Source organism: Streptomyces sp. NPDC056161 (assembly GCF_042268025.1).
In the GTDB taxonomy this organism is placed as follows: domain Bacteria; phylum Actinomycetota; class Actinomycetes; order Streptomycetales; family Streptomycetaceae; genus Streptomyces.
On record NZ_JBHJUV010000013.1, the window covers coordinates 35178 to 48816 of the forward strand.

The window sequence follows — 13639 nt, forward strand, 5'->3', positions numbered from 1 at the left end:
CGCACGCCTCCTGGGCCCTGCCCGGAGTGCTGTTCTTCGCGTTCTTCGCCCTGGTCCCCATGGTGCTGGCGTTCTACCTGTCCTTCACCACCTGGAACGGTTTGGGCGACCCGCGGCCGGCGGGCCTCGCCAACTGGCGCAAGCTGCTTGGCGACGACCGCCTCGCCCAGTCCCTGACGGTCACCGTCCTGCTCACCCTGGCGAGCTGGGCCTTCCAGACGGTCGCCGCACTGCTGCTGGGCGTCTGGGCGGCGGGCCGCCAGCGCAACCGCGCGGTCCTGTCGGCGGTCTTCTTCGTGCCGTTCCTGCTCTCCTCGACCGCGATCTCGCTGCTCTTCTACGCCCTGCTCGACCCGAACTTCGGCATCGTCCACCAGGACACCCTGGGCTCCACCAGCGGCGCGTTCTGGGCCATCGTGTTCGTCGGCGGCTGGCAGTTCATCCCGTTCCACACCCTGATCTACCAGGGCGGGGCACGGCAGATCCCCGAGGTGCTGTACCAGGCCGCGGCGATCGACGGCGCCGGCCGCTTCCGCCAGTTCCTCTCGATCACGCTGCCCCAGCTGCGGAACACGGCCACCACGTCCGGCGTGCTGATGGTGGTCGGCTCGCTGACGTACTTCGAGACGGTGCTGATCCTCACCCAGGGCGGCCCCGGCACCGACACGGCGATCCTGCCGTACCTGATGTACGAGGCCGGCTTCAAGAGCTACGACTTCGGCTACGCGAGCGCCGTCGCGACGTTCCTCGTGGTGGCCGCCACCGCACTGTCCCTGCTGCTCGTGCGGCTGTCCGGCTTCGGCACGATGCGCAGTACCCGGGAAGGGATGTGACGCCATGTCACCCGACACGCTGCCACGTCCCGTACGGGCCGGCGGGCCGCCGGCCCCGCGGCCCGCCGGACGCCGCCGCCGGCCCTGGCGGAGGCGGCCCTGGAGCAGGCGGCCCAACCCGCTGGCCGGCCTGGGCTCCGCGCTCTGGCTGGTGATCGTGATCGTCCCGATCTACGCGATGATCTCGGCCTCGCTCACCCGCCAGGACCAGGCACTGGGCAACAACGCCCTCAAGCCGCCCGCCCGTCCGACCCTGGACAACTACGACACCGTCCTGCACAACGGCTTCGGCCACTTCCTGGCGAACACGGCGATCGTCGCGGCGGCGGTCGTGGCGATCGTCCTCGTACTGTGCGTCCCGCTCGCCCACGTGGCCGTACGCACCCGGAGCCTGTGGTCGACGGCCGCCTTCCGGCTGTTCCTGCTCGGTGTGGCGATCCCGGCGCAGGCCGTCGTGGTGCCGCTCTACCTGATGATCGCGAAGCTCGACCTGTACGACAGCCTGCTCGCGATCGTCCTGCCGACCGCGGCCTTCGCGATGCCGGTGTCGGTGCTGGTCCTCACCGGCACGCTGCGGGACATCTCGGAGGAGCTGTACGAGGCGATGGCCCTGGACGGCGCCTCGGCCACCCGGATGCTGTTCCAACTGGTCATCCCGATGGCCAGGGGCGGCATCGGCACCGTGGTGATCTACTCCGCACTCCAGGCGTGGAACGGTTTCCTCTTCCCGCTGATCTTCACCCAGTCCGACGGCCCGCGTGTCCTGACCCTCGGCCTGTTCACCTACGTGAGCCAGTTCGGCGTGAACATCCCCGCCCTGCTCGCCTCGGTCGTCCTCTCCGGCATCCCGATCTTCGCCGTGTACCTGGTGGCCCGGCGCGCGCTGGTGGGCGGTCTGATGGGCGTGGGCGGCAAATGATCCCGGCCGCTCCGCGGCGGCTGCCCGCCTCCCCCTCTCTCTGACAGGAGTTCCATGACCACCGCTCCCTGGCGGGACACCGCCCTGGCCGCCCCCGCCCGCGTCGACGACCTGCTCTCCCGGATGACGCTGGAGGAGAAGACCGCCCAGTTGTACGGCGTGTGGGTGGGCGCCGCCACGGACGGCGACGGGGTCGCCCCCCTCCAGCGCGAGATGGCCTCCGGCCACGACTGGGACGAGCTGATCACGCTGGGCCTCGGTCAGCTGACCCGCTCCTTCGGCACGGCCCCCGTGGACCCGGCCCTCGCCGCGCGGGCGCTGGCCCGCGCCCAGCGCCGGATCGCCGCCGCGGGCCGCTTCGGCATTCCGGCCGTCGCCCACGAGGAGTGCCTGGCCGGCTTCACGGCCTGGGGCGCCACCGCCTACCCGGTCCCGCTCGCCTGGGGCGCGACCTTCGACCCGGCGCTCGTCGAGGAGTTGGGCCGGCGCATCGGCGGGGATCTGCGCTCGGCCGGCGTCCACCAGGGCCTGGCCCCCGTCCTGGACGTGGTCCGCGATCCCCGCTGGGGGCGGGTGGAGGAGACGATCGGCGAGGACCCGTACCTGGTCGGCACGGTCGGCTCGGCGTACGTACGGGGTCTGGAGTCGGCCGGGGTCGTCGCCACGCTCAAGCACTTCGCCGGATACGCGTCCTCGGCGGGCGCCCGGAACCTGGCGCCGGTGCGGGCGGGGGTGCGGGAGTTCGCGGACGTCACGCTGCCGCCGTTCGAGATGGCGCTGCGCGAGGGCGGCGCCCGCTCGGTGATGGCGGCGTACAACGAGACGGACGGCGTCCCGGCCGCCGCGGACCCGCGCCTGCTGACCGGACTCCTGCGGGAGGAGTGGGGGTTCACCGGCACGGTGGTCGCCGACTACTTCGGCATCGGGTTCCTGGAGACGTTGCACCGGGTGGCCGGCAGCCCGGCGGAGGCGGCCCGTGCGGCCCTGGAGGCAGGCGTCGACGTCGAGCTGCCCACCCTGAAGTGCTACGGAAAGCCGCTGGTGGCCGCCGTACGGGACGGGCTCGTCCCGCAGGCGCTGGTGGACCGGGCGGCCCGCCGGGTCCTGCTCCAGAAGTGCGAACTGGGCCTGCTGGACGAGGACTGGCAGCCGGAACCGGAGGGCCCGGTCGATCTGGACTCGGCGGCCAACCGCGCGCTGGCCCGCCGCCTGGCGGAGGAGTCCGTGATCCTCCTCGACAACCCGGACGGCCTGCTGCCGCTGGCCCCGGACACCCGGATCGCGGTGGTCGGGCCGCGCGCGGCGGACGCCCTGGCGATGCTGGGCTGCTACTCGTTCCCCTCCCATGTCCTCCCCCACCACCCCGACGTGCCGACGGGCATCGGCATCAGAGACGTCCTGGAGTCGCTGCGCTGCGAACTCCCCGACGCCAAGGTCACGTTCGCGGAGGGCTGCGGGGTGTCCGACCCGGACCGCGGCGGCTTCGAAGAGGCGGTCGCTCGGGCCGCGGAGGCGGACGTGTGCGTGGCGGTGCTGGGCGACCGGGCCGGGCTGTTCGGCCGGGGCACGTCGGGCGAGGGCTGCGACGCGGCCGACCTCCGCCTCCCCGGCGTCCAGGCCGACCTGCTGGACACGCTCGTCGGGACGGGAGTCCCCGTCGTCCTGCTGCTGCTGACGGGCCGTCCGTACGCGCTGGGCCGCTGGGAGGGCCGCCTGGGCGCGGTGGTGCAGGCGTTCTTCCCCGGCGCGGAGGGCGGATCCGCGGTGGCGGGTGTGCTGTCCGGCCGGGTCAACCCCTCCGGCCGCCTCCCGGTGAGCGTGCCGCGCTCCCCCGGCGGCCAGCCGTGGACCTACCTCCAGCCCCCGCTGGGCCTGGCGGGCGAGGTCAGCAGCCTGGACCCGACCCCGCTGTACGCCTTCGGCCACGGCCGCTCGTACACGACGTTCGCGTGGGAGGACTTCCGGGGCACGGAGGCGGAGATCGGTACGGACGGCTCGTACGACCTCTCGCTGACGGTCCGCAACACGGGCGAGTGTGCGGGCGCGGAGGTGATCCAGCTGTACCTGCACGACCCGGTCGCCTCGGTCACCCGCCCCGACACACGCCTGATCGGCTACCACCGACTGGACCTGGCCCCCGGCGCGTCCCGCCGGGTCACCTTCCGCTTCCACACCGACCTCTCGGCCTTCACCGACCGCACGGGCACCCGCGTCGTCGAACCGGGCGCGCTGGAACTGCGGTTGGCCACCTCCAGCACGGACGTACGGCACACCGCCCGCCTGACCCTCACGGGTCCGGTCCGGGCCCTCGGCCCCGACAGGCGGCTGCGGTGCGGGACACGGCAGCACGACTGACGGCGAGCCGCCACCGGTTCACGGCGAGAACGCCGCCCGCCGGTCACGACCACCACGACCACCACGACCGCCGCGTCCGCCACGGCCACGAACGCCGTGACGACCGGGCCCGGCGGGCGGAGCACCGCGGACCTGCCGGAGACACCCTTCCCAGGTGCGAACCGGGACGCAGTGACACGAGTACTCGGGGCGCATCGACGCGGGTACTCGCGGCCGTGCGCCGTCGGGAAGCGATTGCGTGCATCTTCGCGCGCCGCCCCCGATATCCCGGCCCCCGAAAGTCACCGACCTGATACTGAAGGCCGCCCGCTCGGTCTCCCCCGCCATTGCTCCGCCCTGATTGGAAACCCGACCATGGCCACGTCGAACTTCGCCCCGTATCTCCAGCGCAATGAGCAGTTCGCCGCCACCGACGCCAAGACCCACGTCCCCGAGATCCCGTTCATCCCGTTCAAGCAGGTGTACCTGATCACCTGCATCGACCCGCGAGTCGAGCCCGCGGCGATCGTGGGCGTGCAGCTCGGCGACGCGATCGTGGCCCGCAACGTCGGCGGACGCATCACCCCCGCCGTGATCCACGACCTGACCTGGATCTGCCATCTGCACGAGAACAAGACACCCGACGCCGACTGGTTCGAGGTGGCGATCATCCACCACACCGACTGCGGCTCCGGACTGTTCGCCGACCCCGAACTGCGCCGCACCTACGCCGAGCGGGGCGGCTACGACGAGGAGACCGCCGCCGCCATGGCGGTGCTCGATCCGTCCGCCACCGTACGCACCGACGTGGAGTCGCTGCGCAGGGCACCGGAGCTGGCCGGCAGCATCGAGAAGTTCAAGATCGGCGGCTACGCCTACGACCTGCGGACCGGCGTGCTCACCACCGTCGTCGCCCCGGGCTGACGCAGTACCGAATCCGGATCCCGCCGCGCGGCCGGTGCGGACGCCGAGATCCGCGGCGCGCCGGTGCGGCGCCGTGCCGGGTTCAGCCGAAGGCGACGACGAGCCGCACGGCCGCTTCGCCGTTGTGAGCGAAGTGAGCTGGAGAGGTCGGGGGCAGCGGGCGCCAGAGGCTGGAATCCAGCGTAGTCGCGTACCCCGAAGACGCAGTCGATAAGTCGTTTCCAACCTCGCTGAATTGCTGCCCAGTTGGCGTGGGGGTGGCGTCGGGGAAGAGGTGGGGGTGCCCTTCTCACGTGGCCCGTCCTGGCGACGGGCAGCGCATCACTCCCGGGCCTGGGCCTCGGTAGCGGGCGCCCGCAGAGTCCTGCCGGACGATTGAAGCAGTCCCGGCGCTGCTCGGCCCGTCTTCGCCCTGTCGTCATCTGCCGATCGCCTTCGGCTCACCAAGGCCGATCAAAGTTGGCTAGACAACTTCAGTGGAGGAGAGAAACTCATGACCACGTCACGTCCCGGGGCCGGAGATCCGGCCTCCTCGCTCGCGGCCCGGGTCGCGGCGCTGCCCGCCGTGTGGCTGCGCGACAACTGCCCGTGCGCACAGTGCCGGGATCCGCGGTCCGGCCAGAAGCTGTTCCAGATCACGGACCTTCCGTCCGGGCTCGCCGTGGGCGAGGTCGTGGAGTCCGTCGCGGTGGTGGAACCGGGCGAGGTGGCGGAGGCGGTGGCCGAGGTCCGCTGGGAGCCCGACGGCCACCGCTCGGCGTACGCCGCCGACTGGCTGCACGCCCACCGCCCGGCCGTCCCGCCCGCGGCCGGTGACCGCCGTACGGAGGCGGGCAAGGAGCTGTGGCGGGCCAAGGACCTGGCGGGCCGGCTGCCGGAGGCGGACTGGGCCGGCTATCTCGGCGATCCCGCCGAGCGGGCGCGGGTGCTGGAGGCGGTGCAGCGCCTCGGGTTCGCGCTGCTGCGCGAGGTGCCGCGCCGGGAGGGCCAGGTGCTCGACGTCGCCCGCAGTTTCGGGTTCGTCCGGGAGACCAACTACGGGCAGTTGTTCGACGTCCGGGTCGTGCCCGACCCCAACAACCTCGCGTTCACCTCCGCGCGGATCACCCCGCACACCGACAACCCCTACCGCGACCCGGTGCCGACCCTCCAGTTGCTGCACTGCCTGGAGAACTCCGCGGAGGGCGGGGACTCCGGGCTGGTCGACGGCTTCGCCGCGGCGGCACTGCTGCGCTCGGCGGACCCGGAGGCGTTCGACCTGCTGACGCGGACGCCGGTGCCGTTCGTCTTCCGCGACGACCGTACCGAGTTGCGCGCGGACCGCCCGCTGATCGACGTGGACCCGCTGGGCCGGATCCGCGAGGTGCGGTTCAACAACCGGTCGATCGGCACGCTGCGGCTGCCCGCGCCGGATCTGGAGGCGTTCTACGCCGCCTACCGCCGGTTCGCCGAGTTGCTGCTGCGGCCCGGCCTCCAGTTGGACCTGCGGCTGGCCCCCGGCGACTGCCTGGTCTTCGACAACACGCGTCTGCTGCACGCCCGTACCGCCTTCGGCCGCAGCGGCGCCCGGCATCTGCAAGGCGCCTACGCCGATCTGGACGGGTTGGCGAGCACCCTGGCCGTGCTGCGCAGGTCCGACTCGCTGGACGCCCTCGCGGAGTTGTTCGACGGGCCGGGGACGGCGGAGTACCTGGGCGAGGAGGTCACCGTCGCCGGGCACATGTTGCAGGCCGGCGCGCTGGCCGAGGCCGCGGGCGCTCCCCCGCACCTGGTGGCCGCCGCGCTGCTGCACGACGTGGGTCACTTCCACGGGCCGGTGACCGGTACGGAGTTGATGGAGGGCACCGACAACCGGCACAGCCACACCGGTGCGGACCTGCTCACCCGCTGGTTCGGCCCGGACGTCACCGAGCCGGTGCGGCTGCACGTGGCCGCCAAGCGCTACCTCTGCGCGGTCGAGCCCGACTACCGGGCCGCCCTGTCCCCCGCCTCCGAGTACACCTTGCAGGTGCAGGGCGGCCCCATGGACGAGGCCGAGGCAGCCGCCTTCGCCGCGCTTCCGCACGCCGCTGACGCCGTCGCCGTACGCCGCTGGGACGAACAGGCGAAGGACCCCCGGGTTCCGGCACCGGACTTCGCCCACTTCGTGCCGCTGCTCACCTCGCTGATGCGGGGTTAGGCCCGTCCGGGGTACGGCACCGTCGAGGTCCCCTTTCCGTCTGCCGTGGCGGAGAGGGGACACGGCCGCGGAGGCGGGTGCCCTGGGGGGAATGCGGTGATGTACCTCCGGTGGCTCCGTGCCGGATCGGCCCTGCGTCGCCGTGCTCCACGGGCGGCTCTGCGCGTCTCCTCCGCCGTTCGCTTTCCCCACCGGACTCGATTGGCCGGCCCGGCCGGGAAACCGGGCCGGCCGGCCCGTCGACCGGCGCGGCCGGCAGCACCGCGGGCCCTCCCCGGTCGGCCGCTGTCGCCTGCGGAGGCAGCCCGTCAGGGAGTGGTGCGGTGGTGGCGGGCGAGGGCCGAGCCGGCGATGGAGTTGTGCACGGTGAAGGCGACGGTGCCCGGCAGGTAGCGGTCCTCCGACCACTCGACGGGCGCCCCGACCGGGTCGGTGGAGCGCCTGCGCTCGCGCAGCAGGGCCTCGCCGACGCGGCAGCCCAGCAGGCGGGCGTCGTCGGCGTCGGCCAGGACGAGGTCGATGGTGTGGTCCGCGTCGGCGAACACCACGCCCTGTTCCTGGAGGGGTTCGGTGTGCGAGACCGCGTCGGCCGGTATGCGCGCCACCAGGTCACCGACCCACACGGGGTAGACGCTGCGCTCGACCATCACCGGGCGGCCGGAGAGGGTGCGCACCCGCAGTACGACGACGACCTCCGCGCCGGTCTCCAGACGCAGTTGCTCGCTCTCGCCGGCGTCGGCGGAGCGCTGCTCCAGGCGTTCCACCCGGCCGCCGGGCTCCTCGCCCAGCGACCGCGCCCAGTTGGTGAAGCTGACCAGTTCCGCGAAGCTCTGCACCCGGGTGGTGCCGAGGACCACGCGTCGGGTGCCGCGCCGGGAGGTGACCAGCCCGTCGGCCCGCAGGGAGCTGAGCGCCTGGCGCACGGTGCCCCGGGAGACCCCGTACCGCTCGGCGAGCACGCTCTCGGCCGGGAGCCGGCCGCCGGAGCCGTACTCGCCGGCCGCGATGGCCTCGCGCAGGTCGGCCGCGACCTTCCGGTAGAGCGTGCCCCTGCGCGGCTGCGCGCTGTCACCCTGCAACGCCCCTCCTCCTGGCCTGCCCCGTCATGTGCGCGCCGTGCGCGCCTCGGTGGACCCTATCTGCTCCGCACCGGCCGCCGCCTCCCGCAGACTGGCAAGTGCCTCGGGCAAACGCCGACATTCCGATGCCATCCCTCGAAAGTCGCCGGACTGTTCACCTTCCGGTCACCGGTGTCGGGCGTACTGATGAAAGTTGTACAGCCAACCTTGGCACGCCGACGGCCGACTCCGCAGGTCCGTCGCGCCCGCACGCCGTTTCACCAGGAGGAATTCCGTGATAGTCCCTCGTGTCCGAACCGCCGCCGTGGCTGTCGGGCTCACCACTGCGGCCCTCGCCCTGACCGCCTGCGGCTCCTCCTCCGATTCCACGGCCTCCGCCGGCGGCGGGAAGAGCGCGGCGACGGCCACCTCCGCCGCCGACTTCGGCGGCATGGACGCACTGGTCGCCGCCGCGAAGAAGGAAGGCACGCTCAACGCCATCGCCCTCCCGTCGGACTGGGCCAACTACGGCACGATCATCGCCGCGTTCGAGAAGAAGTACGGGATCAAGGTCTCCGACGAGAACCCGGACGGCGCCAGCCAGGACGAGATCAACGCGATCACCTCGCGCAAGGGCCAGAGCCGCGCCCCCGACGTCGTCGACCTCGGCAACTCCTTCGCGCTGAGCGCCGCATCCCAGGGCATCCTCGCCCCGTACAAGGTCGCCACCTGGGACGACATCCCCGCCAACCAGAAGGACGCGACCGGCCTGCGCTACGACGACTACGGCGGCTACGTCTCCATCGGCTGCGACGCCAAGCAGGTCAAGGAGTGCCCGACCACCTTCGCCGACCTGCTCAAGCCGGAGTACAAGGGCCAGGTCGCGATGAACGGCGACCCGACCAAGTCCGGTTCGGCCTTCGGTGGTGTCTTCGCCGCGGCGCTGGCGAACGGCGGCTCGCTGGCCGACATCCAGCCCGGCCTGGACTTCTTCCACAAGCTGAAGCAGAACGGCAACTTCAACCCGGTGGAGTCCACCCCGGCCACCGTCGAGAAGGGCGAGACGCCCATCAGCATCGACTGGGACTACCTCAACGCCGGCTACGCCAAGGAGTTCGCGGCGAAGGGCCTGGACTGGAAGGTGTCGGTGCCCAGCGACGGCCAGTACGCCCAGTACTACAGCCAGGCCATCAACAAGTACGCGCCGCATCCGGCCGCCGCCCGGCTGTGGGAGGAGTTCCTCTACAGCACCGAGGGGCAGAACCTGTGGCTGCAGGGCTTCTCCCGCCCCGCCGAGCTGCCGGCCATGCTGGAGAAGGGCACCGCCGACAAGGCGGCCGCGGCGAAGCTCCCGCCGGTCACCGGAAGCCCGAAGTTCCCGACCACCGCCCAGGTCGACGCCGCCCAGAAGGCCGTGGTCGCCGGGTGGGCCAAGGCCATCGGCTGATCGACGACATGACCACGGCTCGCGCCGCGACGCCGTCCCCCGCCGCCGGCCCGTCCTCGGACGAGGCCGGCGGCACCGGGACCGTCGCCTCCCCCACCACGCCCCAGGGCACCGCCCGCCGTCGACCCCGCCATGCCGGCCGGCTGGCCGTCCTGCCGCTGATCGTCTTCGTCCTGGTGGTCTTCGGACTGCCGGCCTTCGCGATCGTCACCAACGCCTTCAGGACGGCCGCGGGCGCGCCCGACGGCCCGCACTGGACCACGGACAACATCAGCCAGTCGGTGCACGGCGCCTACCTCACCGCCCTGTGGGGCAGCGTCAAGCTGTCCGCTCTCACCGCGGCGATCGGCGTGCTGCTCGGCCTGCCGCTCGCCCACGCGGTCGTGACCTCCCGCTTCCGCGCGCTGCGCGAGGCGGTGCTGGCCGCCTCCGGTGTGCTCGCCAACTTCGGCGGTGTGCCGCTGGCCTTCGCCTTCGTCGCCACCCTCGGCAACTCCGGTGAGCTGACCCGGGCACTGGACCTGGGCAAGCACGGCTGGAGCCTGTACTCCTTCACCGGACTCAGCATCGTCTACCTGTACTTCCTGGTGCCGCTGATGGTGCTCACCATCACCCCGGCACTCGACGGCCTGCGCGTCCAGTGGCGCGAGGCCGCGCAGAACAACGGCGCCACCACCCGGCAGTACTGGACGCATGTGGCCCTGCCGATCCTGGCCCCCTCGCTGCTGGGCGGCTTCGTGCTCCTCTTCGGCAGCGCCTTCGCCGCGTACGCCACCGCGGCGGCCATCGTCGGCAGTTCCGTACCGCTGGTCACCTTGCAGATCGCGGGCGCGCTGTCCGGCAACGTGCTGGCCGGGCAGGGCAACGTGGCGCTGGCGCTGAGCCTCGACATGATCGTGATCGCCGGCGTCGTGATGGCCCTGTACATCCCCCTCCAGCGCAGGAGCGCACGATGGCTGCACTGACCCCGTCCGCCACCGCGCGGCCGAAGCCGGAAGGCGCCTGGCGGCGCCGGCGTCCACGGGTGTGGCGCGGCGTCGTCGGGCTGATCGCCGCCGCGTACTTCCTCGGCCCCATGGTCGCCTCGGTGGTCTTCACCGTGGACGTGCCCGGCAAGGGCCTCACCCTGAGCTCCTACAGCGGCATCTTCGGCGTGGCGGGCTTCTGGGACAGCCTGCGGCTGACCCTGGAACTCGCCGCCGCCACCATCGCGGCGACCCTGCTGCTGCTCGTGCCCGCGCTGATCGCGGTGCGGCTGACCGCGCCGCGGCTGCGGGTGCTGCTGGAAGTGCTGTGCTCGCTGCCGCTGGTGGTGCCCGCGGTGGCGCTGACGGCGGGCATCAGCTCGGTCCTTCAGTGGGGTCCGGACCATCTCGCCGACACCCCGCTGTTCCAGACCTTCACCGCGATCCAGAACCCGGACTTCCCGGTGGTGCTGCTGCTCGCCTATGTGCTGATGGCGCTGCCGCTGGCGTACCGCACCCTCGACGCGGGGCTGCGGTCGCTGGACCTCGCCACGCTGGTGGAGGCGGCGCGCAACTGCGGGGCGAGCTGGCCGCGGACCGTGGTCCACGTCATCCTGCCCAACCTGCGCGGGGCACTGCTGAACACCGGGTTCCTCACCCTGGCCCTGGTGCTGGGCGAGTACACGGTCGCCTCGATCCTGGGCTACCAGCCGTTCGCCGTGTGGATCGTGTCCCTCGGCGGCAGCAACGCCCAGGTCTCGGTGTCCGTGTCGGTGCTCAGCCTGGTCCTGACCTGGGTCCTCCTGCTGCTGCTCGCCACCGCCGGGCGCGGGCGCGCGGCCCGTACCCCGCGCGGGGCCCGCGCGAACGCCGCGCCCGCCGACGCCTCCACCGGCGTCACCCCCGACGTCACGGCGGCCATCCCCTCGGCCGCCACCGACACCGTCACCGTCCAGGAGAAGTCGTGACCACAACCACCGCGGACACGTCCGCGTCCGTCCGCGCGTCCGGCGGCGCCACCGTGGAGTTCCGCGCGCTGCACCGCAGTTTCGGTGCCACGGTCGCACTGGACGGCCTGGATCTGGCCGCCCGTCCCGGCGAACTGCTCGCCCTGCTCGGGCCGTCCGGCTGCGGCAAGACCACCGCGCTGCGGATGCTGGCCGGTTTCGAGCACCCGGACGCGGGCGAGGTCCTGGTCGACGGCGTGGACGTCACGGGTGTGCCCGCCCACCGGCGCGGCGCCGGGATGGTGTTCCAGTCCTACAGCCTCTTCCCGCACCTGACGGCGGTCGAGAACGTCGCGTTCGGCCTGCGGATGCGGGGCACCGGAAAGTCCGCGCGGCTGCGCAGGTCCACGGAACTCCTGGACCTGGTGGGGCTGGGCCGGCTCGCCGACAGGTTCCCGCACCAGATGTCGGGCGGTCAGCAGCAGCGGGTCGCCCTGGCCCGCGCGCTGGCGCTGCAACCGCGCGTGCTGCTGCTCGACGAGCCGCTGTCCGCGCTGGACGCGAAGGTGCGGCTGACGCTGCGCGAGGAGATCCGTCGGCTCCAGCAGGATCTGGGGATCACCACGCTGTTCGTGACGCACGACCAGGAGGAAGCCCTGTCGATGGCCGACCGGGTGGCGGTGCTGCGCGCGGGCCGGCTCGAACAGGTCGCGGTCCCGGCGGAGTTGTACGCCCGGCCCGCCACGGCCTTCGTCGCCGAGTTCGTGGGCACCATGAGCCGGCTGCCGGCGGTGCGCACGGCCGGCGCCGCGCAGGTCGAGGTGCTGGGCAGCCGGCTGCCGGTGGAGGGCGCGCTGCCCGCCGACGGCGACCTGGACGTCCTGGTACGTCCCGAGGCAGTGCGGGTCGCCGCCGATCCGCTGGGCGGCGGCACGGTGGTGGCCGCCTCCTTCCTGGGTGCGGTCACCCGGCTCACCGTGCGGCTGGCCGACGGAACCGAGGTGAAGGCCGACCTGCCCTCCGGTTCGGCGGCCGGTCTGCCGGTCGGCGCGACGGCGTCCCTCACGCTGCCCGAGCGCCCCGTTCTGGTGGACCGCCGCCGGGCCGCCTGACCCCTTCGCCGGGCCGTCGCGCGGGGCGCTCACCACGGGTGCGCGCCCCGCGTCGGCCGGGTTCGTCCCGCCGCCGTGCACCGGTCCGTTCGCCGCCGCGTACAGCCCGGTATCCCCCCATCTGGTACTCACAGCCTCCCAGTCCTGCATCCACATCCACATCCACATCCCTTTCCGTATCCCCATCCCCCCATCTCGTATCTCCTGACAGGAAGAGCATTCGTGCACTCCCGTAACGCCCCGGTCCGTCCCTCCGCCGTGCTGTTCGACATGGACGGGACACTCGTCGACACCGAACACCTGTGGTGGCGGGCCGTCGCCGAGGTGGCGCAAGACCTGGGCCACCGGCTGACCGACGCCGATCTCCCCGAGGTGTTCGGCCGGCCGGTGGGGCACACCGCGGCGTACTTGCGCCGGGCCGTGGACCGCCCGGTGCCGGAGGCGCGGATCGCCGCCGACCTCGGCTCCGCCTTCGCCGCCCGGGTGGCCGTCGACGTACGGCCCCGGCCGGGGGTTGTTCGGCTGCTGGCCGAGCTGAAGGACGCCTCGGTGCCGGTCGGTCTGGTGACGGCCTCGCCGCGGCACGTGGTCGACCTGGTCCTGCGCACGCTCGGCCACGAGTGGTTCGCGCTGACCGTGGCGGCGGAGGACACCGCCCGCACCAAGCCCGCCCCGGATCCGTACCTGACGGCCGCCGAGCGGCTCGGCGCCGAACCGCGGACATGTGTCGCGGTGGAGGACAGCCCGCTGGGCGTGGCCTCCGCGCGGGCGGCGGGCTGCCCCGTGGTGGCGGTCCCGTCCGCCGTGCCGATCGCCGCGGAGCCGGGGACCGTGGTGCTGAGCAGCCTGGAGGAAGCGGACCTGGCGCTGCTGTCCAGGCTGGCCGCGGCCCCCGTACGGGCCCCCGGCACCCGAACCTGA

At 72.8% G+C, this 13639-nt stretch carries 11 protein-coding genes; 10 read left to right on the forward strand and 1 reads right to left on the reverse strand.

Annotated elements, in window-relative coordinates:
- Window positions 1–17 precede the first annotated feature (17 nt).
- The 5 genes from ACFC09_RS14265 (at window position 18) to ACFC09_RS14285 (ending at window position 7189) form a co-directional block, all read left to right on the forward strand.
- On the forward strand, window positions 18–833 hold the full coding sequence (locus tag ACFC09_RS14265; protein ID WP_376527580.1) for a carbohydrate ABC transporter permease: 816 nt from the start codon (window positions 18–20) through the stop codon (window positions 831–833).
- A gap of 4 nt (window positions 834–837) precedes the next feature.
- Complete coding sequence (locus ACFC09_RS14270; protein ID WP_376527225.1) at window positions 838–1752, forward strand: carbohydrate ABC transporter permease; 915 nt, start codon at window positions 838–840, stop codon at window positions 1750–1752.
- A 54-nt stretch (window positions 1753–1806) separates the two neighbouring features.
- Window positions 1807–4107, forward strand: a complete 2301-nt coding sequence (locus tag ACFC09_RS14275; RefSeq protein WP_376527227.1) for a glycoside hydrolase family 3 N-terminal domain-containing protein — start codon at window positions 1807–1809, stop codon at window positions 4105–4107.
- Between the two features lie 354 nt (window positions 4108–4461).
- A complete protein-coding gene (locus ACFC09_RS14280) occupies window positions 4462–5010 on the forward strand; it encodes a carbonic anhydrase (RefSeq protein ID WP_376527230.1) in 549 nt (182 codons plus the stop codon).
- Between the two features lie 493 nt (window positions 5011–5503).
- Window positions 5504–7189, forward strand: coding sequence for a TauD/TfdA family dioxygenase (locus ACFC09_RS14285; RefSeq protein ID WP_376527232.1), 1686 nt, complete (start codon window positions 5504–5506; stop codon window positions 7187–7189).
- Between the two features lie 308 nt (window positions 7190–7497).
- Here ACFC09_RS14285 and ACFC09_RS14290 read toward each other — a convergent pair whose 3' ends face one another.
- The gene (locus tag ACFC09_RS14290; protein ID WP_376527234.1) at window positions 7498–8268 is read right to left on the reverse strand and encodes a GntR family transcriptional regulator; all 771 of its coding nucleotides are present in this window, start codon (window positions 8266–8268) and stop codon (window positions 7498–7500) included.
- Between the two features lie 274 nt (window positions 8269–8542).
- Between ACFC09_RS14290 and ACFC09_RS14295 the strand changes: the two genes are divergently transcribed.
- From ACFC09_RS14295 to ACFC09_RS14315, 5 genes are all read left to right on the forward strand, one after another.
- A complete protein-coding gene (locus tag ACFC09_RS14295) occupies window positions 8543–9694 on the forward strand; it encodes an ABC transporter substrate-binding protein (protein WP_376527237.1) in 1152 nt (383 codons plus the stop codon).
- A gap of 8 nt (window positions 9695–9702) precedes the next feature.
- On the forward strand, window positions 9703–10659 hold the full coding sequence (locus tag ACFC09_RS14300; protein WP_376527240.1) for an ABC transporter permease: 957 nt from the start codon (window positions 9703–9705) through the stop codon (window positions 10657–10659).
- Complete coding sequence (locus ACFC09_RS14305; protein ID WP_376527243.1) at window positions 10647–11627, forward strand: ABC transporter permease; 981 nt, start codon at window positions 10647–10649, stop codon at window positions 11625–11627. The genes ACFC09_RS14300 and ACFC09_RS14305 overlap by 13 nt, the downstream gene beginning before the upstream one ends.
- Window positions 11624–12718 carry an ABC transporter ATP-binding protein gene (locus ACFC09_RS14310; RefSeq protein ID WP_376527246.1) on the forward strand — a complete coding sequence of 365 codons (1095 nt, stop codon included), beginning with the start codon at window positions 11624–11626 and terminating at the stop codon, window positions 12716–12718. Before ACFC09_RS14305 ends, ACFC09_RS14310 begins: the two co-directional genes overlap by 4 nt.
- 222 nt (window positions 12719–12940) lie before the next feature.
- The gene (locus ACFC09_RS14315; protein WP_376527248.1) at window positions 12941–13639 is read left to right on the forward strand and encodes an HAD family hydrolase; all 699 of its coding nucleotides are present in this window, start codon (window positions 12941–12943) and stop codon (window positions 13637–13639) included.